The organism is Pseudomonas sp. GW821-FHT01E05, from assembly GCF_059422425.1.
The window spans coordinates 510,487-536,758 of record NZ_JBWKWW010000005.1 but is presented as its reverse complement, the minus strand read 5'-3'; the positions used below and the strand labels follow the sequence as shown (position 1 = coordinate 536,758).

At 59.2% G+C, this 26,272-nt stretch carries 25 protein-coding genes; 22 read left to right on the top strand and 3 right to left on the bottom strand.

The window, feature by feature from the left end; genetic code table 11:
- Positions 1–259 precede the first annotated feature (259 nt).
- The gene (locus AC07W5_RS14350) at positions 260–871 is read right to left on the bottom strand and encodes a glutathione S-transferase (RefSeq protein ID WP_495023627.1); all 612 of its coding nucleotides are present in this window, start codon (positions 869–871) and stop codon (positions 260–262) included.
- 165 nt (positions 872–1,036) lie between these two features.
- Between AC07W5_RS14350 and AC07W5_RS14345 the strand changes: the two genes are divergently transcribed.
- On the top strand, positions 1,037–1,903 hold the full coding sequence (locus AC07W5_RS14345) for a patatin-like phospholipase family protein (protein WP_495023626.1): 867 nt from the start codon (positions 1,037–1,039) through the stop codon (positions 1,901–1,903).
- A 10-nt stretch (positions 1,904–1,913) separates the two neighbouring features.
- Here AC07W5_RS14345 and AC07W5_RS14340 read toward each other — a convergent pair whose 3' ends face one another.
- Entirely contained in the window at positions 1,914–2,834 is a 921-nt protein-coding gene (locus AC07W5_RS14340; RefSeq protein WP_494995589.1) for a MurR/RpiR family transcriptional regulator, read from the bottom strand.
- A gap of 313 nt (positions 2,835–3,147) precedes the next feature.
- Here AC07W5_RS14340 and AC07W5_RS14335 point away from each other — a divergent pair, with 313 nt between their 5' ends.
- The 19 genes from AC07W5_RS14335 to AC07W5_RS14245 all read left to right on the top strand — a co-directional run bounded on the left by AC07W5_RS14335 (position 3,148) and on the right by AC07W5_RS14245 (position 24,744).
- Positions 3,148–5,085, top strand: coding sequence for a bifunctional 5-dehydro-2-deoxygluconokinase/5-dehydro-2-deoxyphosphogluconate aldolase (locus tag AC07W5_RS14335; RefSeq protein ID WP_495023625.1), 1,938 nt, complete (start codon positions 3,148–3,150; stop codon positions 5,083–5,085).
- A gap of 168 nt (positions 5,086–5,253) precedes the next feature.
- Positions 5,254–6,162, top strand: a complete 909-nt coding sequence (gene iolE / locus AC07W5_RS14330) for a myo-inosose-2 dehydratase (protein ID WP_495023624.1) — start codon at positions 5,254–5,256, stop codon at positions 6,160–6,162.
- Positions 6,159–6,968, top strand: coding sequence for a 5-deoxy-glucuronate isomerase (gene iolB, locus AC07W5_RS14325; RefSeq protein WP_495023623.1), 810 nt, complete (start codon positions 6,159–6,161; stop codon positions 6,966–6,968). Before iolE ends, iolB begins: the two co-directional genes overlap by 4 nt.
- 41 nt (positions 6,969–7,009) lie before the next feature.
- On the top strand, positions 7,010–8,512 hold the full coding sequence (locus AC07W5_RS14320) for a CoA-acylating methylmalonate-semialdehyde dehydrogenase (protein WP_495023622.1): 1,503 nt from the start codon (positions 7,010–7,012) through the stop codon (positions 8,510–8,512).
- A gap of 49 nt (positions 8,513–8,561) precedes the next feature.
- Positions 8,562–9,383 (top strand): TIM barrel protein, encoded by an 822-nt coding sequence (locus tag AC07W5_RS14315; protein ID WP_495023621.1) that lies wholly within the window; start codon positions 8,562–8,564, stop codon positions 9,381–9,383.
- A 154-nt stretch (positions 9,384–9,537) separates the two neighbouring features.
- Positions 9,538–11,475, top strand: coding sequence for a 3D-(3,5/4)-trihydroxycyclohexane-1,2-dione acylhydrolase (decyclizing) (iolD, locus tag AC07W5_RS14310; protein WP_495023620.1), 1,938 nt, complete (start codon positions 9,538–9,540; stop codon positions 11,473–11,475).
- Between the two features lie 42 nt (positions 11,476–11,517).
- Entirely contained in the window at positions 11,518–12,543 is a 1,026-nt protein-coding gene (gene iolG / locus AC07W5_RS14305; protein WP_495013334.1) for a bifunctional inositol 2-dehydrogenase/D-chiro-inositol 1-dehydrogenase, read from the top strand.
- A gap of 148 nt (positions 12,544–12,691) precedes the next feature.
- Complete coding sequence (locus AC07W5_RS14300; protein WP_495023619.1) at positions 12,692–13,552, top strand: sugar phosphate isomerase/epimerase family protein; 861 nt, start codon at positions 12,692–12,694, stop codon at positions 13,550–13,552.
- Between the two features lie 148 nt (positions 13,553–13,700).
- On the top strand, positions 13,701–14,753 hold the full coding sequence (locus AC07W5_RS14295; RefSeq protein ID WP_494995598.1) for a Gfo/Idh/MocA family protein: 1,053 nt from the start codon (positions 13,701–13,703) through the stop codon (positions 14,751–14,753).
- A gap of 136 nt (positions 14,754–14,889) precedes the next feature.
- On the top strand, positions 14,890–15,078 hold the full coding sequence (locus tag AC07W5_RS14290) for a hypothetical protein (RefSeq protein ID WP_495013331.1): 189 nt from the start codon (positions 14,890–14,892) through the stop codon (positions 15,076–15,078).
- A gap of 54 nt (positions 15,079–15,132) precedes the next feature.
- Positions 15,133–16,059, top strand: a complete 927-nt coding sequence (locus AC07W5_RS14285; RefSeq protein ID WP_495013330.1) for a sugar ABC transporter substrate-binding protein — start codon at positions 15,133–15,135, stop codon at positions 16,057–16,059.
- Between the two features lie 70 nt (positions 16,060–16,129).
- Positions 16,130–17,695, top strand: coding sequence for a sugar ABC transporter ATP-binding protein (locus tag AC07W5_RS14280; protein ID WP_494995601.1), 1,566 nt, complete (start codon positions 16,130–16,132; stop codon positions 17,693–17,695).
- Positions 17,696–17,774: 79 nt separating this feature from the next.
- Positions 17,775–18,797: an ABC transporter permease gene (locus tag AC07W5_RS14275; protein WP_494995602.1), complete on the top strand. Its 1,023-nt coding sequence runs from the start codon at positions 17,775–17,777 to the stop codon at positions 18,795–18,797.
- A gap of 241 nt (positions 18,798–19,038) precedes the next feature.
- Positions 19,039–20,385, top strand: coding sequence for a carbohydrate porin (locus tag AC07W5_RS14270; RefSeq protein WP_495023618.1), 1,347 nt, complete (start codon positions 19,039–19,041; stop codon positions 20,383–20,385).
- Between the two features lie 328 nt (positions 20,386–20,713).
- Entirely contained in the window at positions 20,714–21,118 is a 405-nt protein-coding gene (locus AC07W5_RS14265; RefSeq protein WP_150644317.1) for a TraR/DksA family transcriptional regulator, read from the top strand.
- A 169-nt stretch (positions 21,119–21,287) separates the two neighbouring features.
- Entirely contained in the window at positions 21,288–22,904 is a 1,617-nt protein-coding gene (locus AC07W5_RS14260) for a methyl-accepting chemotaxis protein (RefSeq protein WP_495023617.1), read from the top strand.
- A 120-nt stretch (positions 22,905–23,024) separates the two neighbouring features.
- Positions 23,025–23,228, top strand: a complete 204-nt coding sequence (locus AC07W5_RS14255) for a hypothetical protein (protein ID WP_494995605.1) — start codon at positions 23,025–23,027, stop codon at positions 23,226–23,228.
- A gap of 312 nt (positions 23,229–23,540) precedes the next feature.
- Positions 23,541–24,158, top strand: coding sequence for a hypothetical protein (locus AC07W5_RS14250; protein WP_494995606.1), 618 nt, complete (start codon positions 23,541–23,543; stop codon positions 24,156–24,158).
- Positions 24,159–24,165: 7 nt separating this feature from the next.
- Positions 24,166–24,744 (top strand): hypothetical protein, encoded by a 579-nt coding sequence (locus AC07W5_RS14245; RefSeq protein ID WP_495013327.1) that lies wholly within the window; start codon positions 24,166–24,168, stop codon positions 24,742–24,744.
- Positions 24,745–24,803: 59 nt separating this feature from the next.
- On the opposite strand, the gene AC07W5_RS14240 is transcribed toward AC07W5_RS14245, so the two are convergent.
- Positions 24,804–25,034, bottom strand: coding sequence for a hypothetical protein (locus tag AC07W5_RS14240; protein WP_494995608.1), 231 nt, complete (start codon positions 25,032–25,034; stop codon positions 24,804–24,806).
- A 507-nt stretch (positions 25,035–25,541) separates the two neighbouring features.
- Here AC07W5_RS14240 and AC07W5_RS14235 point away from each other — a divergent pair.
- Positions 25,542–26,009, top strand: coding sequence for a hypothetical protein (locus tag AC07W5_RS14235; protein WP_494995609.1), 468 nt, complete (start codon positions 25,542–25,544; stop codon positions 26,007–26,009).
- Positions 26,009–26,212: a hypothetical protein gene (locus AC07W5_RS14230; protein ID WP_495013326.1), complete on the top strand. Its 204-nt coding sequence runs from the start codon at positions 26,009–26,011 to the stop codon at positions 26,210–26,212. The genes AC07W5_RS14235 and AC07W5_RS14230 overlap by 1 nt, the downstream gene beginning before the upstream one ends.
- Positions 26,213–26,272: the final 60 nt, after the last annotated feature.

Here is a 26,272-nt window from a genome sequence, read left to right as displayed (position 1 = left end):
CGCTTCACACCGGTCGGCGTGAGCGACGAGGCGGCGGTGGAGCTGTTCACCGGCATCTACCGCGAGGGACTGTCGGCGTTGCGGGCCAACTTTCCGGTTTGAAGTGTGTTGTTTCAGATCGTTCCAACGCATGTCAGATCGTTCCCACGCTCCGCGTGGTAACGCATCCCGTGACGCTCTGCGTCACAGCCGAAGGCGGACGCGGAGCGTCCATGGCGGCATTCCCACGCGGAGCGTGGGAACGATCAGAAGTCCTGCTTCAGGTCGCCGGAGTCGAGATGAACGCCTCGAGTTGCTCGGCATATGCCGTGAAACGACTGACCAGTGGGAACTGCGCAACGTCGACCTGGTCGGCGATCACCAGTTGGGTAAAGCTCCAGGCGACGGCGAGGGTGATGCCGTCCTGAGCGATCGAGCCGTCCATTTTCAGCGGCTGTCTGAGCAGCTCTCGTTCCAGCTCGGAATACGCCGCCAGCAACTGCCCATGAACACGCTCCAGCCACGGCGCATGTTGTTTCTCGGCAGGTCGCAGGTTCCTCTCGTAATAGATCTGAACCGATTTCTCGTTGGCTGCCATTGCCAGCCCTATCAGCCGCAGGGAACGCAGGCGCTGATTCAGGTCGGCGGGCATCAGGCTGTTGCCGGGGCCGGCCAACGCCTCCAGATACTCGATGATCAAGTTCGAGTCCATCAGCACTTCGCCGTCGCCCAGAACCAGCGTCGGAGCCTTGACCACCGGATTGATCCGCTGGAATTCTTCGAACCCCCGGAACACCGATATCGACGCATGTTCGAACGGGATATCCAGGCATTTCAGGGTAATGGCGACGCGTCGAACGTAAGGTGAATCCAGCATTCCGATCAGCTTCATGTACAGCTCCTTGTGATGAGCAACGGTGCGATGACGGGGGCTAATTTAGCGGTAAACCTTCAGGGTTTACCATCCTCTTGAACAGGAAGTTTATGCCCGGGTTGGGTGCCCATTCGCCAGCTATGCTTGCTAATCCATGGGCTGAGTTGAAGCAGGAGGCCTGAAATGTCCGCCATTAAAACCGCGCTGGTCCTGGCCGGCGGCGGCAGTCTGGGGGCTGTTCAGGTCGGCATGTTGCGGGCGCTGGTCGAGGCCGGAGTTTCTTTCGATCTGGTGATCGGCGCGTCGGTGGGGGCCATCAATGGCGCGTATTTCGCGGCCAAACCCAATGCCCGGGGCGTCGCCGAGCTGGCGGACTTCTGGCGAGGCTTGCACAAGGGGGATGTGTTTCCGTTCTCGCTGATCGATACCCTGGCCGCGATCCTGCGGCATCGAGGTTTTTTGCTGCAGTCTTCGGCGCTGGAGCATTTGGTGCGCCGCGCGCTGCCGGTCACGTTGATCGAAGACACCGAGCTGCCCCTGTATATCGTCACCACCAACCAGCTCACTGGCGCCGAAGAACTGCTGTCGAGCGGCAGTGCCGAACAGGCCTTGCTGGCCAGCGCGGCTATCCCTCTGGTGTTTCCTTGCGTGCAAATCGGCGACAAATGGCTGGTTGATGGCGGCGTGGCCAGCAACACGCCGATCGCCAGTGCGGTATCTCTTGGGGCGACGCGTGTCGTGGTGGTGCCAACCGGGTTCGGTTGCGCCTGTCCGCGCCCGCCGGCCGGTCTGGTGGCGCTGGCGCTACATACCCTGAACCTGATGAGCATGGGGCAACTGGTGCGGGACATTGAGCTGTATTCGCCGCGGGCCGACATCCATGTGGTCGCGCCGCTGTGCCCTTTGGGGATTTCGGTGTTCGACTTCAGCCAGACCGATCAGTTGCTGCAACGGGCCTATCAGCAAACCCTGAGCTGGATCGAGAAGGGCGGGCTGGTGCGTACCGGGGTTCCGGGTTCATTACAGGCCCACACTCACCACGCGAAGTAGTCAGCTTGCGCTAATCCTCAAACCCCACCTGCTCGTGAATCTCATCGACCTTCAATTCCAGTCGATAGGCCACGGCGATAAACAGCGCCTGACACAAGCACAAGGTCGCACTCAGCGAGCGGAAGGCGAACGAGCTGCCCTCATTGACCAGCAGCACCGTATTGGCCCGCTTGGCCAGGGGCGAAAGGTTGCTGTCGGTGATGATCAGGGTTTTCGCCTGATGCAGCTGGGCGATACGCAGGCAGTGCTGGGTTTCCTTGCCGTACGGCGTGAAGCTGATGGCGATCACCAGGTCGTTGGCGCGCACGCTGCGCATCTGTTCGCGATAACTGCCGCCCAGCCCCGAGACCAGGTGAATACGTTTGTTGGTGTGTTGCAGGTTGTAGACCAGGTAATCGGCCACCGCGAATGAGCGACGCACGCCGACGACGTAGATGTTGTCCGCATTCACCACCAGATCCACGGCTTTGTCGAACGCCTGGTCGTCCAGTTCCAGGCCCAGACGCTCGATGCCTGACAGCGTGGCGTTGACGCATTCGCGCGCCAGATCGCCGCCGCTGGCTTTCTGCGACTTGTTGGCGATCATGCTGCGAATGCGCTGCTGGTAGTTCTGCACCGGCGTGGTTTTGTGGGTGTAGGCCTCGCGAAACAGCGCCTGCATCTCACTGAAGCCACTGAAGCCGAAGCGCTGGGAGAAGCGCACGATGGCCGAGGGATGCACTTCGCATTCACGAGCAATGTCGCTGATGCGGTCGACCATGATCCGGTCGCTTTGCTGGCTCATGTAGCTGGCGATGCGTTTGAGCTGGCGCGGCAGGCTTTCGTATTCGTCGGTGATCAGCTGCAGCAGACGCTCGGCATTGATCGGGGGGCTGAGGAGGTCGCTCTCGGGCGGACTCTCGGGCGTAGCCGGCTGATCGGTGCGGGACATAAAAAATCCTTCTGGCTTGTTCTTATAGGGACGGCTGGTGAATGCCGGCCCTCGACAATAGGTTGGCTGTGCGCAGTCTACAGGGTAGGCGCAAATAAAATCTTGAGTGTGAAGTCAGGTGATGGATTGCTGAATCGATCCACTGTGTCTGGATCAGTCCTGGCAAAGTTTATTGGAAAAAATATTCCATGTAAAAAATTTATAGAATAAATATTGATTGGCGCCGCGAGACGTTTTAGTCTGGCCCCACACCAAGAGTGTTCGGCGCCTTCACAGCGGCGAACGCAGGCTGATAAAAATAACAGGAGCCAGCATGGGCCAGACTCGTTTTGCCAGTGGGCGTCAATTGGATCTGATCTGCCTCGGGCGCCTTGGCGTCGACCTCTACGCACAGCAAGTGGGTGCGCGGCTCGAGGATGTCAGCAGTTTCGCCAAATACCTGGGGGGGTCATCGGCGAACATCGCCTTTGGTACCGCACGCCTGGGCCTTAAATCGGCGATGTTGAGCCGGGTAGGGGACGACCATATGGGTCGTTTTCTGCTCGAGTCCCTGGCCCGCGAAGGCTGCGACATCAGCGGTATCAAAATCGATCCTGAACGCTTGACCGCCATGGTTTTGCTGGGTCTCAAGGACCGCGAAACCTTTCCCCTGGTTTTCTACCGCGAAAACTGCGCCGACATGGCGTTGCGCGCTGAAGACATCCAGGAATCCTTCATCGCGTCCAGCAAAGCCTTGCTGATCACCGGCACGCATTTCTCCACGGACGGCGTGTACAAGGCGAGCATCCAGGCGCTGGAATATGCCCGCAAGCACAACGTCAAACGGGTTCTCGACATCGACTACCGCCCGGTGCTCTGGGGCCTGGCCGGCAAGGCTGACGGCGAAACCCGTTTCGTCGCCGACCAGAAGGTCAGCCAGCATGTGCAGAAAATTCTCCCCGGCTTTGACCTGATTGTCGGCACTGAAGAAGAGTTTCTGATTGCCGGCGGCAGCGAAGACCTGCTCACTGCGCTACGCACGGTGCGTTCGCTGACTGCCGCAACCCTGGTGGTCAAGCTTGGTCCGCAAGGTTGCACGGTGATTCACGGGGTGATCCCGGTGCGTCTCGAAGACGGCGCGATCTATCCCGGTGTACAGGTCGAAGTACTCAACGTGCTTGGGGCCGGCGATGCCTTTATGTCGGGCTTCCTCAGCGGTTGGCTGGAGGATGCGAACGACGAGCGTTGCTGCCAGTTGGCCAATGCCTGCGGCGGTCTGGTGGTGTCGCGGCATGCCTGTGCCCCGGCGATGCCGACCCCTGCCGAACTGGATTACCTGTTCAACAGCCCGGTGCCGATTACCCGACCCGATCAGGACGTGGTGCTGCAACGCCTGCACCAGGTCAGTGTGCCGCGCAAAGCCTGGAAGCAACTGTTTATCTTCGCCTTCGACCATCGCGGGCAACTGGTCGAACTGGCGCAAAAGGGCGGCCGTGACCTCAACAGCATTTGCCAACTCAAGCAGTTGTTCATCAAAGCCGTGGAGCGGGTCGAGGCCGATTTGCGCAAGCAAGGCATTGAAGCGGATGTCGGGCTGTTGGCCGATCAGCGCTTTGGTCAGGATTCGTTGAACGCCGCCACCGGTCGCGGCTGGTGGGTCGCGCGTCCGGTGGAAGTCCAGGGTTCGCGGCCATTGGCTTTCGAGCACGGTCGTTCGATCGGCAGCAACCTGATCGCCTGGCCTCAGGAGCAGATCATCAAATGCCTGGTGCAATTCCATCCTGACGACGAGCCGATGCTGCGTCTGGAACAGGAAGCGCAAATCAAGGGCCTGTATCAGGCGGCGCAAGTCAGCGGCCATGAATTGCTGCTGGAAATCATCCCGCCCAAAGATCATCCCTCGCCTCATCCGGACGTGCTCTATCGCGCCATCAAGCGCCTGTACAACCTCGGCATCTTCCCGGCCTGGTGGAAGATCGAAGCGCAAAGTGCAGCCGAATGGGAGCAACTCGATGCACTGATTCAAGAGCGCGACCCTTACTGCCGGGGCGTGGTGCTGTTGGGCCTGAATGCGCCGGCCGCAGCCCTTGCCGAAGGTTTTCAGCAGGCCAGTCAGAGCAAGACCTGCCGTGGCTTTGCTGTCGGCCGGACGATTTTTCAGGAACCCAGCCGGGCCTGGATGGCCGGTGAAATCGATGATGAAGCGCTGATCCAGCGGGTGCAGGGCACCTTTGTCGAATTGATCGAGGCCTGGCGCGCTGCTCGCGCTTGAAACTGATTTGTGTGTGGACACTGGACCTGTGGGAGCGAGCTTGCTCGCGATGACGGCGGCACATTCAACATCAATGTGATCGTCATACCGCTATCGCGAGCAAGCTCGCTCCCACAGGGTTCTGCGCCACATTCAATGGTTAATGTAAAAACAATAAAAGGTGCAGCCATGCCCGCAATCCGAATTGGCATCAACCCGATTTCCTGGAGCAACGACGACCTGCCATCGCTGGGCGGTGAAACGCCGCTGAGCACTGCGTTGAGCGAGGGCAAGGAGATCGGCTACGAAGGTTTCGAGCTCAACGGCAAGTTTCCCAAAGACGCCAAAGGTGTCGGCGATGTGCTGCGGCCCTACGACTTGGCGCTGGTCTCCGGTTGGTACTCCAGCCGTCTGGCCCGGCGTTCGGTGGCCGAGGAAATCGACGCCATCGGCAGTCACGTCGAGCTATTGGCGAGGAACGGCGCGAAGGTGCTGGTCTACGGAGAAGTCGCCGATTCGATTCAGGGCCAGCGCATTCCACTGGTCGAACGCCCGCGTTTGCATACCGAACAGGCCTGGCAGGAGTACGCCGACAAGCTCACGGAGCTGGCGCGTTTCACCTTGTCCCAGGGCGTGCGCCTGGCGTACCACCACCATATGGGTGCCTACGTCGAATCGCCGACGGACATCGACACGCTGATGAGCCTGACCGGCAGCGAAGTCGGCCTGCTGTTCGATTCGGGTCACTGCTACATGGGCGGCGGCGAACCCCTTGAGGTGCTGCGCAAACATATCGACCGCGTTTGCCATGTGCATTTCAAGGACGTGCGCAAACCGGTGGTGCAGCTGGCGCGCAACAACCTCTGGAGTTTCCCGGACTGCATCATCAACGGCACCTTTACCGTGCCCGGCGACGGCGATATCGACTTTGCCGCGCTGCTCGACGTGCTGCTGGCCGCCGATTATCACGGCTGGCTGGTGGTCGAGGCCGAGCAGGATCCGGCCGTTGCACCGAGTTATGTCTACGCGAAAAAGGGTTACGACACGCTGCGTGGTCTGCTCAATGCCGCCGTATCTAACCGGAGCACTGGAAAATGAGTCTTTTGGTCAAAAGCAAGGCGCACGGCCAGACCATGGTCGAGCTGGGTGCCGGTGAGCTGGAGTACGTCGGGTTCGCCGCCTACCGCTTGAGCCTTGGCGAAACCCTGCCGGTCCGCGCTGGTGATAAAGAACTATGTCTGGTGCTGCTCAGTGGTCGGGTCACGATTCAGGGCGAAGCGCCGGGGCAGGGTGCGTTCAATTGGGACAACATCGGCGACCGGCAGTCGGTGTTCGAGGACAAGTCTCCGTTCGCCGCCTACTTGCCACCGCAGAGTCAGGCGCATGTGGTCGCCTTGAGCGATGTGCAGATCGCCGTCTGCGCCGCCCCCGGTTCGACCACCAACGGCCTCGGCCCACGGCTGATCAAACCGCAGAACATGAAGCGCAGCGTGCGCGGCAAAGGCGCCAACACCCGTTATGTCTGCGACATCCTGCCAGACACCGAGCCGGCCCATTCGCTGCTGGTGGTGGAGGTGCGTACGCCTTCCGGGCATTCGTCGAGCTACCCGCCGCACAAGCACGACACCGACGACTTGCCGCACCAGAGCTTTCTCGAAGAGACCTATTACCACCAGATCAACCCGCCCCAGGGCTTTGTGTTTCAGCGGGTCTACACCGACGACCGCAGCATCGACCAGGCCATGGCCGTGGAAAACAGTGATTTGGTGGTGGTACCCAAGGGCTATCACCCGGTCAGCGTGCCCTACGGTTACGAGTCGTATTACCTGAACGTGATGGCCGGGCCCAAACGCGTCTGGCAATTCCATAACGACCCGCAGCACAGCTGGCTGCTGGATCTGTAGGCCTTACTGCGCTTTTAATTTTCAGACGGAGAACAAGAACAATGAGTGACGCCCAGGTAATCGGTCATTACATCAACGGCCAGGTGCAGGACAGTGGCAGCGAACGCTTCAGCAATGTCTTCAACCCGGCCAATGGCAGCGTTCAGGCACGGGTCGGACTGGCCAGCCAGAAGACCATCGACGAAGCCGTCGCGTCGGCCTTGAAGGCGTTCCCGGCCTGGTCCGAACAATCGTCCCTGCGTCGCTCGCGAGTGATGTTCAAGTTCAAGGAACTGCTGGATCGTCATCACAATGAGCTGGCGGAAATCATCAGCCGCGAACACGGCAAAGTCTTTTCCGATGCCAAAGGCGAGGTCACTCGCGGCATCGAGATCGTCGAGTACGCCTGCGGTGCGCCGAGCCTGCTCAAGACCGAGTTCAGCGACAACATCGGCGGCGGCATTGATAACTGGAACCTGCGTCAGCCGCTGGGCGTCTGCGCCGGCGTCACCCCGTTCAACTTCCCGGTGATGGTGCCGTTGTGGATGATCCCGATCGCGCTGGTGACCGGTAACTGTTTCATCCTCAAGCCGTCGGAGCGCGACCCTTCGGCCAGTTTGCTGATGGCGCGCCTGCTGACCGAGGCCGGTCTGCCGGACGGCGTGTTCAACGTCGTTCAGGGCGACAAGAGCGCGGTCGATGGTTTGCTGCAACACCCGGACGTCGAGGCGATTTCCTTTGTCGGTTCGACGCCGATCGCCGAGTACATCCACCAGCAAGCCACCGCGCGTGGCAAACGCGTGCAGGCGCTGGGCGGGGCGAAGAACCACATGATTGTCATGCCCGACGCGGATCTGGATCAAGCCGCCGACGCGTTGATCGGTGCCGCTTATGGTTCGGCCGGTGAGCGCTGTATGGCGATTTCGATTGCCGTGGCGGTGGGCGACGTCGCTGACAAACTGATCGAAAAGCTGCTGCCACGCATCGACCAGCTCAAGGTCGGCAACGGCATGCAGGGCGACAGCGACATGGGGCCGCTGGTCACTGCCGAGCACAAGGCCAAGGTCGAAGGTTTTATCGACGAGGGTGTGGCCCAGGGCGCGCAACTGATTGTCGACGGTCGACACTTCAAAGTGCCGGGTGCAGAGAACGGCTTCTTTGTCGGCGCGACGCTGTTCGACAAGGTCACGACCGAAATGAGCATCTACCAGCAGGAAATCTTCGGTCCGGTACTGGGCATTGTCCGGGTCGCGGATTTCGCCAGCGCCGTGGCACTGATCAACGCTCACGAGTTTGGCAACGGCGTGTCCTGCTTCACCAGCGACGGCGGCATCGCCCGGGCGTTCGCGCGCAGCATCAAGGTCGGCATGGTCGGCATCAACGTACCGATTCCGGTACCGATGGCCTGGCATTCCTTCGGCGGCTGGAAGCGCTCGCTGTTCGGCGACCACCATGCCTACGGCGAAGAAGGCATCCGTTTCTACAGCCGCTACAAAAGCGTGATGCAGCGCTGGCCTGACAGCATCGCCAAAGGCCCGGAATTCAGCATGCCGACTGCCAAGTAATTCAGCGTTTACCCCGAATGCATAACCTTCAATGCGGAGAATAAGAAAAATGAGCCAGCCCCTGCGTTTCGCCCTGAATCGTATGGTTGCCCCACGTTTGTCACTGCCGGACTTCATTGACCTGGCGGTGACCTTGAAAGCCGATGCCATCGAGATCCGCAACGACCTCAAAGGTGTCGAGATCGAAGACGGTACGCCGCCGGCTCGGGTCCGTGAGTTGTGCGCGGCCCAAGGGATCAAGGTGCTGTCGATCAACGCGCTGTATCCGTTCGATGTGTGGAACGACGAACGCCGGGCGCAAACCATCAAGCTCGCCGCCTATGCCCGCGACTGCGGTGCGGAAGGATTGGTCATGTGCCCGCTCAATGATCGTGCCGATCCGCGCACAGAGGCAGAGCGCAACGCCGGGTTGCGCACGGCACTGAGCGAACTGGCGCCGATCCTGCGCGAGTACGGGATTCTCGGCTTTATCGAACCGCTGGGTTTTGAGGAGTGTTCACTGCGGCGCAAACGCACGGCGGTGGATGCGATCAAGGCGATTGGCGGGCTGGATGTTTTCCGCCTGGTGCATGACACCTTTCACCATCACCTGGCCTGCGAGCATGAATTCTTCCCCGAGCTGACCGGGCTGGTGCACATCTCCGGTGTCGAGGATGCACAAGCACCGCTGGCGACCATTCGCGACGGTCATCGGGTGCTGGTGGGCGAGGCGGACATTTTAGGCAATGCCGCGCAGATCGATACCTTGCTCAGTACCGGCTACAAGGGCTACCTGTCGTTTGAACCGTTTGCCGAAAGCGTGCATGGGCTGGCGGATATCCAGCAGGCGATTGGCGCGAGCATGGATCACCTGAAGCACGCGCTGGCCTGACACGGTTAATGGATTGCCCGGATCTAATGTGGGAGCGGGCTTGCTCGCGATGGGCGCGACACGGTGGCGTCTGGTACATCGACATCGCGAGCAAGCCCGCTCCCACACTTGATCCCGGTCAATCTCTGGATTTGCATTCACACAAGGTGCAAGCATGACTACTACAAGACTGACCATGGCCCAGGCCCTGGTGAAATTCCTCGATAACCAGTACGTCGAGGTGGATGGAGTCGAGAGTAAATTCGTCGCCGGGATATTTACCATTTTCGGTCACGGCAACGTGTTGGGCCTCGGCCAGGCCCTGGAGCAGGACAGCGGCGAGCTGGTGGTGCATCAGGGCCGCAACGAGCAGGGCATGGCCCACGCGGCCATCGGTTTCGCCAAGCAACACCTGCGGCGCAAGATCTACGCCTGCACTTCTTCGGTCGGCCCCGGCGCTGCGAACATGCTCACCGCCGCGGCAACAGCGACTGCCAACCGTATTCCGTTGCTGTTGTTACCCGGCGATGTCTATGCCAGCCGCCAACCGGATCCGGTGCTGCAGCAGATCGAACAGTTCCACGACCTGAGCATCAGCACCAACGATGCGTTCAAGGCCGTGAGCAAATACTGGGACCGGATCAATCGCCCCGAGCAACTGATGAGCGCAGCAATCCACGCCATGCGGGTGCTCACCGATCCGGCGGAAACCGGCGCGGTGACCCTGGCCTTGCCTCAGGATGTGCAGGGCGAGGCTTACGATTACCCGGATTATTTCCTGCAAAAACGCGTACACCGCATCGACCGCCGACTGGCCACCGAAGCGATGCTCGGTGATGCCCTGGCCTTGCTCAAAGGCAAGCGCACACCGCTGATTATCTGCGGCGGCGGGGTCAAATACTCAGGCGCCAACGCGGCGTTGCAGGCCTTTGCCGAGCGTTTCGATATCCCGTTCGCGGAAACCCAGGCCGGTAAGAGCGCGGTGGTTTCAGCCCATCCGCTGAACGTCGGCGGTATTGGCGAAACCGGTTGCCTGGCGGCAAATCTGCTGGCCAGGGAGGCTGATCTGATTATCGGCATCGGTACCCGTTACACCGACTTCACCACCTCGTCGAAATCACTGTTCCAGCATCCCGAGGTGCAATTTCTCAACCTGAACATCAGCCCCTGCGATGCGCTGAAACTCGACGGCGTGCAGTTGCTGGCCGACGCTAAATCCGGCCTGCAAGCCTTGTCCGATGCGTTGGCGCTAACCGGTTATCGCTCCGCGTGGGGCGATCAACCGCGCCAGGCCAAGGCGCAACTGGACGCCGAGGTCGACCGTGTTTATCAGGTCCAATACCAGACTCAGGACTTCGTCCCGGAAATCAACGACCACATGGACCCGGCGGTACTGCGCGAGTTCATCGAGCTGACGGGCTCGTGCCTGACCCAAAGCCGGGTGCTCGGCGTGCTGAATGAAACCTTGCCCGGTGACGCGGTTATCGTTGCCGCCGCCGGCAGTCTGCCCGGTGACCTGCAACGCAGCTGGCGCAGCAAGGGCGTGAACACCTATCACGTCGAGTACGGCTATTCCTGCATGGGTTACGAGGTGAATGCCGCGCTGGGCGTGAAACTCGCCGAGCCTGAACGCGAAGTCTATGCGCTGGTGGGTGACGGCTCGTACCTGATGCTGCATTCGGAGCTGGTCACCTCGATCCAGGAGCGACGCAAGATCAACGTGATCCTGCTCGACAACATGACCTTCGGCTGCATCAACAATTTGCAGATGGAACACGGCATGGACAGCTTCGGCACCGAGTTCCGTTTCCGCAACCCTGCTACCGGCAAGCTCGATGGTGGTTTTGTGCCGGTGGATTACGCCATGAGCGCGGCGGCCTATGGCTGCAAAACCTACAAAGTGAACACGGTTGAAGAGCTGCAGGCGGCGCTGGCCGATGCGCGTTTGCAGACGGTGTCGACACTGATCGATATCAAGGTTCTGCCCAAAACAATGATTCATAAATACCTGTCCTGGTGGCGCGTTGGCGTGGCGCAAGTCTCCACCAGCGCACGCACCGATGCGGTAGCCAAAACCTTGAATGAACGACTGGCCAAGGCCCGTCAGTACTGATTGCTCTGGATACAACAACAAACATTCCAATGGAGAACAGACATGTCTTTGCTTTCTAATTCGTTGCGAATCGGCGTCATCGGCACCGGTGCCATCGGTCAGGACCATATCCGTCGCTGCAGCCAGACCCTGCTCAACAGCCAGGTGGTGGCCGTTACCGATATCAATCTCGAGCAGGCGGCCAAGGTCGTTGCCGACTTGAAACTGACCGCCGAGGTCTACCCCGATGGCCATGCGCTGATCAAGGCGCCGGAAGTCGAAGCGATTCTGGTGACGTCCTGGGGCCCGAGCCATGAAGAGTTCGTACTCGCGGCGATTGCCGCCGGCAAACCGGTGTTCTGCGAGAAGCCGCTGGCGGTGACCGCCGAAGGCTGCCGCAAGATCGTCGAGGCCGAAGTAGCCCATGGCAAGCGTCTGGTGCAGGTGGGGTTCATGCGTCCGTACGATCAGGGCTATCGGGCACTCAAGGCGGTGATCGACAGCGGCCAGATCGGCGAACCGCTGATGCTGCATTGCGCGCACCGCAACCCGAGCGTGGGCGAGAACTACAAGACCGACATGGCGATCACCGACACGCTGATCCATGAACTGGACGTGCTGCGCTGGCTGCTGGCCGATGATTATGTGTCGGTCCAGGTGGTGTTCCCGCGCAAGACCAGCAAGGCCCACGCTCACTTGAAGGACCCGCAGATCGTCCTGCTGGAAACCGCCAAGGGCACCCGCATCGACGTCGAGATTTTCGTCAATTGCCAGTATGGCTATGACATCCAGTGCGAAGTGGTCGGCGAGACCGGTATTGCCAAACTGCCTGAGCCATCCCAGGTGCAACTGCGCAGCGGCGCCAAACTCTCCAATGCGATTTTGATGGACTGGAAGGATCGCTTTATCGCCGCGTATGACGTCGAGTTGCAGGCGTTTATCGACGGCGTACGGGCCGGGCAAGTAGGCGGGCCGTCGGCCTGGGACGGCTTTGCGGCGGCGGTGGCGGCGGATGCCTGCGTTGCAGCACAGCAGAGCGGGACGATCGTGAAGGTCGGGTTGCCGGATCGTCCGAAGTTTTACGGCTGATCAAGGCGAGGACTGATCGTTCCCACGCTCCGCGTGGGAATGCATCCCGTGACGCTCTGCGTCACCTGGCGACGGACGCGGAGCGTCCAAGGCGGCATTCCCACGCAGAGCGTGGGAACGATCAAGCAGCTGGTGAAGGAGAAAAATTATGCGCATCGCACTAGATCCCTACATGTACCGCAACCTGTCCCTGGGCAAGATGGTCGACAAGGTTGCCGAGCTTGGCTACGAACATATCGAACTGTCCCCACGGGAAGATTTCCTGCCGTTCTACAAGGCACCGCGAGTCGACAAGGCGCGGATCAAGGAATTTCGCAAGGCCCTCAGCGACACGGGTGTGAAGCTCTCCTCGCTGTTGCCGATGTACCACTGGGCCGCTGCCGACGAAGGCTTGCGCCAGGCGGCATTGCGCAACTGGAAGCGCGCGATCCAGATCGCCGTGGAAATGGACTGCGAGCTGGTCAATACCGAGTTCACCGGACAATCGGACAACCCGCTGGTCTGTGAGAACCAGTTCATGCGCTCCATGGACGAGCTGATGCCGGTGTTCGAGCGTGAAGGCATCAAGCTCGATATCCAGGCGCACCCTTATGACTTCTGCGAACGCAACAACGAATCGGTAGACATCATTCGCGGTCTGGATCGCGACTGGATCAACTACCTCTACGCAGCGCCGCACACCTTCTTCTACGACGACGGCAAAGGCGACATCGCCTCGATGCTCAAGTACGCCGGCGATAAGCTGACCCACTTGATCATCGCCGACACCTACAACCACAAAGCCTCGTCGGGCCTGCGCTACATCGTCAACCCGCCGGGCGTAACCGCCACCGTGCATCAGCACCTGGACATCGGTCAGGGCGAAGTGGACTGGGAGGCGTTTTTCAGCACCCTGCGCGAGATCAAGTTCGACGGCATTGCCACGGTCTCGGTGTTCGCCTGGGAAGACCGGCCGGATGAGTCCAACCGGATGATGCTGGAGCGGGTGACCCGCGAGTTGTGCCGCTGATCGTTCCCACTGATCGTTGATCGTTCCCACGCTCTGCGTGGGAACGTCTCACTGGACGCTCCGCGTCCGTTTCAATGTGACGCAGAGCGTCACGGGCTGCATTCCCACGCGGGAGCGCGGGAACGATCATCAGATGAAGGAAAACCTTATGCGAATCGGACTTGTCGGTTACGGCCATGGCGGTCGTTTTTTTCATGCTCCGCTGATCAGCAGTTTGCCCGCCGCAACCTTCGTCGGCGTGGTGACCCGCTCGGCCGAACGACGGCTATTGTTGGCAACGGACTATCCCGGCGTTGCGGCTTTCGACTCTATTGGCCAGTTGGTTGAAGCCGGGGTCGATGTGCTGGTGATTTCGACCACCCTGCAAGGGCGTCCGGCGTTAGTACTGCAAGCCATCGAACACGGTGTGGCGGTGGTCAGCGACAAACCCTTTGCCGCCGACGCGCAGCAAGCAGCCGCGCTGATTGCGGCTGCCGAACGGCAAAAGGTTCCACTGAGTGTCTATCAAAACCGTCGCTGGGATTCGGACTTTCTGACGGTGCGCAAACTGCTGGAGGCCGGTGCGCTGGGGCAGGTCACCCGTTTCGAATCACGGATTGAGCGCTATGCGCCGCAATCGGTGGGTAACGGCAGTGGCGGTGGTTTCCTGCGCGATTTGGGCAGCCATCTGGTGGATCAGGCCATGCAACTGTTCGGGCCGGTGGCGCGGGTTTACGCCGAACTGCAATACGCCAATCAAACGCAAGTATTGGATAGCGGCTTCTTCGTTTCGCTGACCCACACCAACGGGGTGATTTCACATTTGTCGGGCAGCTGTCTGCAGAACAACCCGGCACCGCGTTTTCGGGTCACCGGCACAGCGGGTTGCTACACCGTCGAGGGGCTGGACGGGCAGGAGGCCGCTGCGCTGGCCGGTCTGTCGCCCAAATCCGAGGGCGAGCGCTGGGGCGTTGAAGAGCATCGGCGCTGGGGGTGGTTCGAGCAAGGTGAAGAGCGCGAGCGGATTCCCTCTGAGCGTGGCTGCTGGAACCAGTTCTATTTACAGCTGCAAGAGGCGTTGCAGAGCGCTGGCCCGCTGCCGGTCGACCCTCGCGATGCACTGGCGAGCACCCGTGTTCTAGACGCTGCGCGCCTCAGTTCGCAACGGCATCAAGTGGTCGAACTGGGTGCCGTTTCCATCGATGGAATAAAATCAGAATAAAATTCTAAAATCAGTTGATATAGAAATTATTTTCCAATAAAGTCATTTCCAGGTTGCCGACTATCAACGTTCCGATCTGCCTCAAGCCAATTGAAGCAGTGGAGGACGAACCAACAAAAACAAACAGGTACCGTCGATGAAAACCTTCAGCACTGCTCTGCGAGTTTTACGTACCGCGTTCCAAATGCCCCGCGATCTGCTTCGCGGTCCGCGCCTGTCCATGCCCCTTTCTCTTTCCAGACTCCTGTGCGTCGAGCGCAAGGGCGCGTTGGTGTGCTGCATTCCCGGCGCGCCGATCGTTCGTTTGTCTGCGCAGGTCAGTTGATCCCGGTCCAACGCTTTATCCATAAAACCAACAAGAATGTGGAGACAGAGTTTCATGAAGACCAAGATCCGTTTTACCTCGCTTGCCTTGTCCCTGATGCTTGCCAGCGGTGCTGCCCTCGCTGACATGAAGATTGGCGTGAGCATGTCGCAGTTCGATGACACCTGGCTGACTTACCTGCGTGAATCCATGGACCAGAAAGCCAGGTCCATGCCCGATGGCGTGAAGCTGCAATTCGAAGACGCGCGCAGCGACGTGGTCAAGCAGCTGAGCCAGGTTGAAAGCTTCATCAGCCAGAAAGTCGATGCCATCGTGGTCAACCCGGTGGATACCGCGGCAACCAAAAAGATCACTGAAGCGGCGGTCAAGGCCGGGATTCCGCTGGTCTACGTCAACCGCCGTCCGGATGACCTGAAGCTGCCCAAGGGCGTGATCACTGTAGCGTCCAACGACCTGGAAGCCGGACAGATGCAGATGCAGTACCTGGCCGAAAAAATGAATGGCAAAGGTGACATCGTGATTCTGCTGGGCGACCTGGCCAACAACTCCACCACCAACCGCACCAAAGGCGTCAAAGAGGTGCTGGCCAGGTACCCGAACATCAAGATCGAGCAGGAGCAGACCGGCACCTGGTCGCGGGACAAAGGCATGACCCTGGTGAACGACTGGCTGACTCAGGGCCGTAAATTCGACGCCATCGTCTCCAACAACGACGAGATGGCCATCGGCGCTTCCATGGCCCTCAAGCAGGCCGGGGTGGAAAAGGGTAGTGTGCTGATCGCAGGTGTGGACGGTACGCCCGACGGCCTGCGCGCGGTGAAGAAAGGCGATCTGGCGGTATCGGTGTTCCAGGACGCCAAAGGCCAGGCCGTAGGCTCCATCGATGCGGCGGTGAAGATGGCCAGGAACGAGCCGGTGGAGCAGGCCGTGTGGGTACCTTACCGTTTGATCACCCCGGACAACGTCGATCAGTTCAAGTAGCCGGTCCGTTCAATAACAACAATAAGCACGCAAGGTGGCTACGGCGACCTTGCTGATGGAGTACCTGATCATGTTCGCTTCAGCGACTGCTTCGAGCACCCCGTTGGTGGGTATCCAGCCAACTGCGACACTTGTCGATGAGCCGTACCTGCTGGAGATCATCAACGTCAGCAAGGGCTTTCCAGGTGTGGTGGCCTTGTCCGATGTACAACTGCGCGTGCGTCCGGGTTCTGTACTGGCCTTGATGGGCGAGAACGGCGCAGGCAAATCGACCCTGATGAAAATCATTGCCGGCATCTACCAGCCGGATGCTGGTGAACTGCGCCTGCGCGGTAAACCAGTGACCTTCGAGACACCGCTTGCAGCGCTGCAGGCCGGGATCGCGATGATCCACCAGGAACTCAACCTGATGCCGCACATGAGCATCGCCGAGAACATCTGGATCGGCCGCGAGCAGCTCAACGGTTTGCACATGATCGATCACCGGGAAATGCATCGGTGTACGGCGAAACTGCTGGAGCGGCTGCGGATCAACCTCGATCCCGAGGAGCAGGTCGGTAACCTGAGCATCGCCGAGCGGCAGATGGTCGAGATCGCCAAAGCAGTGTCCTACGACTCCGACATCCTGATCATGGACGAACCGACGTCGGCGATTACCGATAAGGAAGTCGCCCACCTGTTCTCGATCATTGCCGACCTCAAGGCTCAGGGTAAGGGCATCATCTATATCACTCACAAAATGAATGAGGTGTTCAGCATCGCCGATGAAGTGGCGGTGTTCCGCGACGGCGCCTACATCGGCCTGCAACGGGCCGACAGTATGGATGGCGACAGCCTGATCTCGATGATGGTCGGCCGTGAATTGAGCCAGTTGTTCCCGGTTCGCGAGAAGCCAATCGGCGATCTGTTGATGTCGGTGCGTGACTTGCGTCTGGACGGCGTTTTCAAGGACGTGTCGTTCGACCTGCATGCCGGTGAGATTCTCGGCATCGCCGGGCTGATGGGGTCGGGGCGAACCAATGTCGCCGAAGCGATTTTCGGTATCACCCCCAGCGACGGTGGTGAAATCAGGCTCGACGGTCAGCCGGTGCGCATCAGCGATCCGCACATGGCCATCGAAAAGGGCTTTGCGTTGTTGACCGAGGATCGCAAGCTCAGCGGCTTGTTCCCGTGCCTGTCAGTGTTGGAGAACATGGAGATGGCGGTGCTGCCGCATTACGTCGGCAACGGCTTTATCCAGCAGAAAGCCCTGCGCGCCCTGTGCGAAGACATGTGCAAGAAACTGCGGGTGAAGACTCCGTCGCTGGAGCAGTGCATCGACACCTTGTCCGGCGGCAATCAACAGAAAGCCTTGCTGGCTCGTTGGCTGATGACCAATCCGCGAATCCTGATTCTCGACGAGCCGACCCGCGGCATCGACGTTGGCGCCAAAGCCGAGATCTACCGATTGATTTCCTGCCTCGCCAGCGAAGGCATGGCGGTGATCATGATTTCTTCGGAACTGCCGGAAGTGCTCGGCATGAGCGACCGGGTCATGGTCATGCACGAGGGCGACCTGATGGGCACCCTCGATCGCAGCGAAGCGACCCAGGAGCGGGTCATGCAACTGGCTTCCGGAATGTCCGTGGTTCATTGACGGTTCAATGCATTTAAACGGTTTGCTGTGGGTGACGAGGGTGCTCGTCGCCGGCAACGCTATAGAAGGGTGAGTGGCTATGAACGCGATACTGGAAAACAAACCCGCGGCAGCGTCGGTCAAGACGCGCCGGCGGCTTCCGACCGAGCTGAGCATTTTCCTGGTGCTGATCGGCATCGGGCTGGTCTTCGAAATGTTTGGCTGGATCGTTCGCGACCAAAGCTTTTTGATGAACTCGCAACGTTTGGTGCTGATGATTCTGCAGGTGTCGATCATTGGCTTGCTGGCGATCGGCGTGACTCAGGTGATCATCACCACGGGCATCGACCTGTCCTCCGGATCGGTGCTGGCGTTGTCGGCGATGATCGCTGCCAGTCTGGCGCAGACCTCGGACTTTGCCCGGGCAGTCTTTCCATCGCTGACCGACTTGCCAGTGTGGATCCCGGTGATCGCCGGTCTCGGGGTCGGGCTGCTGGCGGGGGCGATCAACGGCAGCATCATTGCCATCACCGGGATTCCACCCTTTATTGCCACCCTCGGCATGATGGTCTCGGCTCGCGGTCTGGCGCGCTACTACACCGAGGGGCAGCCGGTGAGCATGCTCTCCGATTCGTACACGGCCATCGGCCACGGCGCGATGCCGGTGATCATCTTTCTGGTGGTGGCGGTGATTTTCCATATTGCCCTGCGCTACACCAAGTACGGCAAATACACCTACGCCATCGGCGGCAACATGCAGGCGGCGCGGACCTCGGGGATCAACGTCAAGCGCCATCTGGTGATTGTCTACAGCATCGCCGGGCTGCTGGCCGGGTTGGCTGGCGTGGTGGCTTCGGCCCGCGCCGCGACCGGGCAGGCGGGGATGGGCATGTCCTACGAGCTGGATGCGATTGCCGCAGCGGTCATCGGTGGCACCAGCCTGGCCGGCGGAGTAGGGCGCATCACCGGCACGGTGATCGGCGCACTGATCCTCGGGGTCATGGCCAGCGGCTTCACCTTCGTGGGGGTCGATGCCTACATTCAGGACATCATCAAAGGCCTGATCATCGTGGTCGCAGTGGTCATCGACCAATACCGCAACAAGCGCAAACTCAAACGCTGAATCCGGCTGGTAAAAAGCGGGGGCCTGTCCTGGTCCCCGTTCTGTAGGAGCAGCCGGTCGACGCTCGATTGCTCGCGATGAACGATAACGCGGTGCGACAGATGAACCGAGTTGGTCGAGCGCGACCCCGGCCCATCACGAGCAATCGAGCGTCGACCGGCTGCTCCTACGGTTAACGCGCAATAAGACATCTCTCAACGTTGATAAAAACATCCTGATAACAATAAAGGGGAGCTTTGCCATGGGCGTTAGAAACACAAAATACTTCTCACCTTGCCTGCTGCTGGCGGCCTTGGGCTGCGTCGGCCAGAGCCATGCGGCGGAGGCATTCTCGGCTGACTCCAAATGGCTGACCGGTGACTGGGGCGGTCTGCGTACCGACTTGCTGGACAAGGGCTATGACTTCCAGCTAGAGCACGGTGGGGAGTTCGCCAGCAACCTCAAGGGCGGCTTCAACAATGACAAGACTGCACGCTGGACCGAGCAGTTCGTGTTTGGCCTGAAAGTCGACCTGCAAAAGGCCATGGGCCTGGAAAACGCGCTGTTCAAGGTCGCGATCACTGAGCGCGACGGCCGCAGCCTGACCAACGACCGGATCACCGACCCACGAGTCGGTGGCTACACCTCGTCCCAGGAAGTCTTCGGTCGTGGCCAGACCTGGCGCCTGACGCAACTGTGGTTGAGCAAGGGCCTCCTGGAGGATGGCGCACTGGACGTGAAGGTCGGCCGCTTTGGTCCGGGCGAGGACTTCAACAGCTTCCCCTGCGATTTCCAGAGCCTGACCTTCTGCGGCTCCCAGGTCGGCAACTGGGCCGGCAGCATCTGGTTCAACTGGCCAGTCAGCCAATGGGCCGGACGGGTCAAGTACAGCCTCAATCCCGAAGTCTTCGTGCAGGTCGGCGCCTATAACCAGAATCCGTCGAACCTGGAGGTCGGCAACGGCTTCAAACTTGACGGCAGCGGTACCAAAGGCACGATATTCCCGGTGGAGCTGGTCTGGTCGCCTAAAGTCCAGGGGCTACCGGGCGAGTACCGCGTCGGCTACTACTACAGCACCGCCAACGCCAACGATGTGCTCAAGGACGTCAACGGCCAGCCGCAACCTTTGACCGGCGGTGAATTTCGATCCCACAGCGGCAAATCCGGCTACTGGCTGGTGGCGCAGCAGCAGATCACCAGTCACGGCGGTGATGCCAGTCGCGGTCTGTCGCTGTTCGCCAACCTGACGCTGCACGACAAGGACACCAATCAGGTCGACAACTTCGTCCAGGCGGGATTGGTCTACACCGGGCCGTTCGACTCGCGGCCCAAGGACGCAATCGGCTTCGGCCTGGCGCGCGTCCACACCAACAGCGATTTCCGTAAGCGGGCAGAACTGCAGAACCAGGTCAACGGCGCGACCGATTTCAACGACCCGGCGAGCATTCCGTTGCAAAACAGCGAATACAGCGCCGAGGTGTATTACGGCTTTCATGTCACCAACTGGCTGACGGTGCGGCCGAACCTGCAGTACGTGCGTGATCCCGGTGGCGTTCGCGAAGTCGACTCGGCAATCATTGGCGGGGTGAAGGTAGAAACGGTGTTCTGATCGCGACTCAAAAGTGTGATCTGCGCCACGCCTGACCGCGTGGCATAGCCGTTTGTCTTCTATATAGAGCCGTCCGATTGAATTTCTTGCTATAAACACACTCCGATTACCGTCCGCAAAGCCTGCCATAGAGCACTTTCAAGCTTTGTTGGACAAATTCGCTGTCATTTCAGTTGCTGAGCCCTCAAACCGGCCTTAGACTGCCGCCCCTCGTAAATTGAGTGCCGGGTGGCGCTTGGAATGTATGGCGCCTTTCCGAAGATCTGAACAGGTCGGCCGGAACGCTCCCTTATTCGCCTTAATGCACGTATTTTTTATAGAGAAATCAATGACAAAGGAAAAGTTGCTGGCCATGCCGGCGGATGACTACATGAATGCCGAGCAACTGGCTTTCTTCACTGAGCTGTTGCAGGCCATGAAGGTCGAAACCCACGCGCGTATCGAGCAGAGCCGTATTGCCATTGAAAGCCTGGACACCCCTGCCGATCCTGCCGACGCAGCGTCCGTCGAAGAAGAGCGCCACTGGCTGGTCAACGTCATCGATCGCGACCAGCGTATGCTGCCGCAGCTGGAAATGGCTCTGGGCCGTATCGCTGAAGACACCTTCGGCTGGTGCGACGACAGCGGCGAGGCAATCGGCCTCAAGCGCCTGCTGATCAGCCCGACCACCAAATACTGCATCGAAGCTCAAGAACGTCACGAGCAAATCGACAAGCACCAGCGCCAGGCCTGACAGGCCTTTGTGGCGAGGGGGCTTGCTCCCTGGCCACAGGTTGGATGCTCGACACCCATTGTGCACTTCTATTGATCTGCTGCACCCCCCGACTAAGGGACCATAGATAATGGCCTTGTGCCGGCGTTTAATGCAGACACAATAAATAGAAGCGGTGGGGGTGACGAACATGACGAGAGACGGATCTCTGGCTGGCGCAGTGCCGCAATCTGTGGCAATGCCCAAGGCCGGGTTGCGCTGGCTGACACCCACTGTGCAAAGCATCGTCCTGATGCTGGTGCTCAGTGGCATGGCACTCGACGGCTGGTCGCTCTACCTTTGCCTGCCGCTGGTGGTGCTGAGCATCTGGCTTCCCCGGCTGCGTTCGCAACCCGGCATCGATGCAACCCGTGTGGACACCGGCAGTGCGATCGCTGAGTTGACTCGCGATCTTTCCTATACCACCAGTCACAATGCACTGTCCGCCGCCGGCGTGGCCTTTTCGGTCAAGCAACTGGCTGGCAAGCTGCAGTCGCAGCTGGATGCTGCTGCGCGGATTGTCAGCAGCGCCGAGGTGATGATCGACACCGAGAAAGCCACTTCACAACTCAGTCGACAAGCTCTGAACGCGGCCAGTGAGGCCCATCAGAGCAGTGCCGAGGGAAGTTTGGTGCTCGCTGAATCCATTACCCGCATGCATCAGCTCAGCCAGCGTGCCAATGACAGCCGTCTACTGATGGAAGCCCTGAGCGTGCGCAGCGAAGAAATCCAGCGGGTGACGCTGGTGATTCAGTCGATCGCCAGCCAGACCAACCTGTTGGCGCTGAACGCGGCCATTGAAGCGGCGCGCGCGGGTGAGCACGGACGAGGCTTTGCTGTGGTTGCCGACGAAGTTCGCGGTCTGGCAGGGCGCACCGCGACCGCTACCGACGAGGTCGGAGTGATGGTCGCCGATATTCAACTGCGCACGGCGCAAGTGGTAGAGCAGATTCGCCAGTTGTCCAGCGATCTGAACACCGGGGTCGAGCAGGTGGAACACACCGGCCAGTCTCTGCAGAACATCGCCCGGCTGGCGGCGGGCGTCGAGAGCCAGGTGAGCGACATCGCCAAAGGTACGCAAACCAATCGCGAACAGCTCGACAGCTTGTTTCACGCGGTAGAACAGATGCGCAGCGACCTGGCTGCCAGCGATCAACAGACCCGGCGTCTGGCTGAAGCGGCGGTGCAGATGGAAGGTCAGGCCGAGACCATCAGCGAACGTCTTGCTGAAGTGGGGCTGGACGACTATCACCAGCGGATCTATGACCTCGCCCGGGAAGGTGCGAGACAGATCACGGCGCAATTCGAAGCCGATATCGAACAGCGGCGCGTCAGTCTGGATGACCTGTTCGACCGCAGCTATCAGGCTATTCCCAATACCACGCCAACCAAGTACCAGACCCGTTTTGACCGCTACACCGATCAGGTATTGCCGGCGATTCAGGAGCCACTGCTGCCTCGTCATGAAGGCCTGGTGTTTGCCATTGCCTGCACCCAGCAGGGCTACGTGCCGACCCACAATAGGCTATTCAGCCAGCCGCTGACCGGCGATGCGCAGGCCGATACGCTGCAAAACCGCACCAAACGAAAGTTTGCGGACAGAACCGGGATCCGCTGTGGCAGCCATCAGCAGGAGGTTTTACTGCAGACCTATACCCGCGACACCGGCGAGTTGATGCATGACCTGTCGGTGCCGATCATGGTCAAGGGCCGGCATTGGGGTGGACTGCGCTTGGGTTACAAACCCGAGAACGCGCCACAGGTCTGATGAAGCGATTGTTACTCGGCATGCAAAAAACCTGTGCAGGGCGATAGCTATTTCCCTCCGTGTTAAGTCATTAACATGCCGATACTGTTAGGCAGCTAATGAAAAAAACGGAGAGCCCTCATGCAGAGCAAAGTCGATGTCGCGGTGATGATTGGCAGTGGGGTGCCGGCCACCCTGCGAGCATTGGGGCAGAGTGTCTGCTGGGTCGTGCTGCTCAATGGCGAGCAGCGCGGCACGGCGTTTTCCAGTCGTGATGAGGCCGAGGAGTGCAAGGCTGCCTGGCTGGCTCAACTGAATGTTGAAAAAACCGGCAGCCTGCATTGAATTGTTCGCGCCAGTGCTTTCGAAGTAAGTAGTGGCAATTGGCTATTGCTTATCCCTCCTGCAAGCTTTAACCTGCCGCCGCGTTTTTGGCGTCATAGAGCTGCCAATGTCGTCGCGTACACATGGATGTAGTTGTTACACGCCATGGAGGGTTCTCCCTTCGCCTGTTTCATTCTCGTCCCCGGCCTGATCCGCTCGAACGACCCCGCAGTGGGTGAGGCGATGATTGCCGGCGCATCGATTCCGGCCGCTCTCGCTGTGAAGCCTTTTTCGCTCCCCTGATCCTCTTTAGAACCAAAAAGGATGTAAGCAGTGAAGCGTATTTTCTATGCGATGGCCGTAGTTCTCGGTCTATCGTTGACCGGCTGTGTCTCTTTCACCCCATTGGGGCCGATCGGCGAACCCGCCAATCGCGCCACCACCACGCTGGATCGTGGTGCGCAGGTCAGCGATGTGGTGATTTCCGCCCCACGCCTGGACGACAACGTGCGTGCCGCTGGCAGCAAGCAGTTGACCGATCAGATCAGCGCGTATGTCGAGAAAAGTGACTACTTCAAAAAGATCGTCGTGTTTCCGGTGAAGGCTGGAGAAGATGACGTCATCCTTAAATTCAATCTGACGTCCCTGGCAGGCAAACGCACCATGCACCCGGCCTACATCCCGGGATCTGTGATTACGCTGACCCTCTGGATCTGGGCCAATGGTCCGATTTACGTCGATAAATACGACCTGGCCGGTGAGCTGATCATTGAAGACCGTCATGGCAAGCAACTGGCCAGGTCCGTCGAGCAGCTCAAGCTCGACAAGAACATCGGCCTGTGGAACTCCGACTATTTCAATACCCGCCTGGGCGCCACTCAGCTGCGCGATCTGATCGCTCAGTTGCTCGCAAGTGCCACTCCTCAACTGCGCAATCCTTCGACGAACTGAGCCTCTCATGAACAGATTTTTCCTGGCCGTAATGCTGCTGGCCAGCAGCTCGCTGACCGGTTGCATCTCTTATTCTCAGCATGATCTGGCACCGGTCGATCAATGGCCACCCGCCCGGACGACTCAGACAAAACCAGACGTTTATCTGCGCGTTACCACCCAGAATCAGTTCAATGGCGAGCTGTCGGGGGGTGGTGTCAATCAAATCGCAGTGGAAAAAAACCTGCTGGAAACCTTCAAGGAGTCCGGCAAGTTTCAGGCGGTAACAACACAGCAGGTCGACTCTAACCTGTACGTGACCGCCAACTTGACCAATAACGAGCAAGGAAGTCTGGTCAGCGCTTACTTGACCGGGTTTACGTTTTTCGTCATCCCTACGACGTTCAGCAATACATTTACGCTGGAAACGGTCTTCAAGGACAAAGACGGCAATGTGCTTGGCAAAGTCGTCAAACGGGAAAACACCAGGACCTGGATGCAATTGCTGCTGATCGTCGGATTGCCTTTCAATGAACGTGGCGATGCGGTCATCAAACAACTGACCCAAAGCACGCTGGACGAAGCGATCAAGCGCAAGCTGATCTGACGCCTGTTTGAACGTGGTCGTGCTTTGCCTGTGCAAGGGCAGAGCACGTCAGGGAGGCATCAGGCCTTCAGCGCTCCTTCATCGACGGCCGCTTTAAGAGACTTGGCGGCCTGTCTGGCGGCCGTTTCGGCAACGTCTGAAGTCTTGAACCAGCGGTCCTTTTCCACCTGATGGACGGTAACGGTGGTTAGTGGCGGTTTGGCGCGCATCACGATCACTGCCTGAAACTCGCCTTCTACTTCCCTGGCCTCGCCATGGATGAAAAACTCGCCTATATCAAATTCCGTCACGTAACGCTTTCCCTTGGAAATTATTGTGTTTTTGAAGTACAGCCGCGCAGGCCGGTTTTCAATGGTTGGGCCAGTATGGCAGTTGTTGCCTGCCGGCGGCTGAGTTAAGTCATCGGTGTGACGAAACGACTACCACCGGCAAACGCTGGTCGGCGTGCCGAAGCTGCTCTAGAATTGTCTTCGACGCTTGAGGTTCAGGTGTATCTGAAGCATTTTTTCTGGCAATAGGCCGCAAGAGTGCTTTTTTAAAGAGTTTTCTCCCTGAAGTTGATAGTTCAGTATTCTCTGGCGCCTGGAAGGGCGATTTTCTTCAAGGTCTGACGACGGCATGGCGAGACAGCGTCAGCGTCGCTGTGCCGGGCTTCGCCTGCCTTGTGTTGAAGGGATGTTTAACGTTGTTCAGGGATTTGAGCGCTAGTCATTGTCGTGACAATACCGACGTGGCGGCTTTTTGTGCTGTCTGCTTTTCGTGCGGGCAGAGTCATTTTTAGATTCGGGGACGTTTCCTTGGCAGTAAGTAATCTCGATATGCACGCTTTGTTCGTGCTGGGTGATTTGCGCGCAAAGCTGGTCAAACAGTTTCAATCACGTTTCGTCTATATCACCGAACAGAGCGCTGAAGGCATCTACATCGCCGAGATCGATACCGAAACGGCATTGGTCGTCGATGACAAACCGCGTCTGGAACTCAAAGTGGGTGACCATTTCAGGGCTGCGGTATTGCCCAGCCGTGAAGGTGGCAAGTTTGAAATCAAGTTTCGCGAGATCAAGCTCACGGTCTATGGTCTGGGCGAATATGCGTTTGTCACCACGGCCGATGGGCACGCAATCCTGTTCAAGGAGGGGCAAACCGTCGTGACGGTGTTTGCCGCCAACGCGCAGTTGGAAGGCGGATTGACCAAGACCTTGAAAGCGGTGACGGGCAAAGCGGCGAAATGGCGCAAGGGCGAGCTTACGTTCAAGGCCAGCGAGTAATGACGCTGACCCGTGCCGACTTTCATGGGCAGAACCTTGAGAGTGCTCGCGCGCAGGCCCTTCGTCTGTTCACACAGAAGGCCGTTCTGCAAGGTGCCTGGTTGGGTTGGGTGGCCTCAGAGATCTACAGCTTGCGCCCGGCGGAGTACGCCAGCATGGTTCGACGGGAGTTAAAACGTTTGCAGGAATCCTGCGAAAAGTAACCGTCATGCCTCGAATGCAGGAACCTCTACTACAGTCAGTTGATTGACTAAGAGACGCTT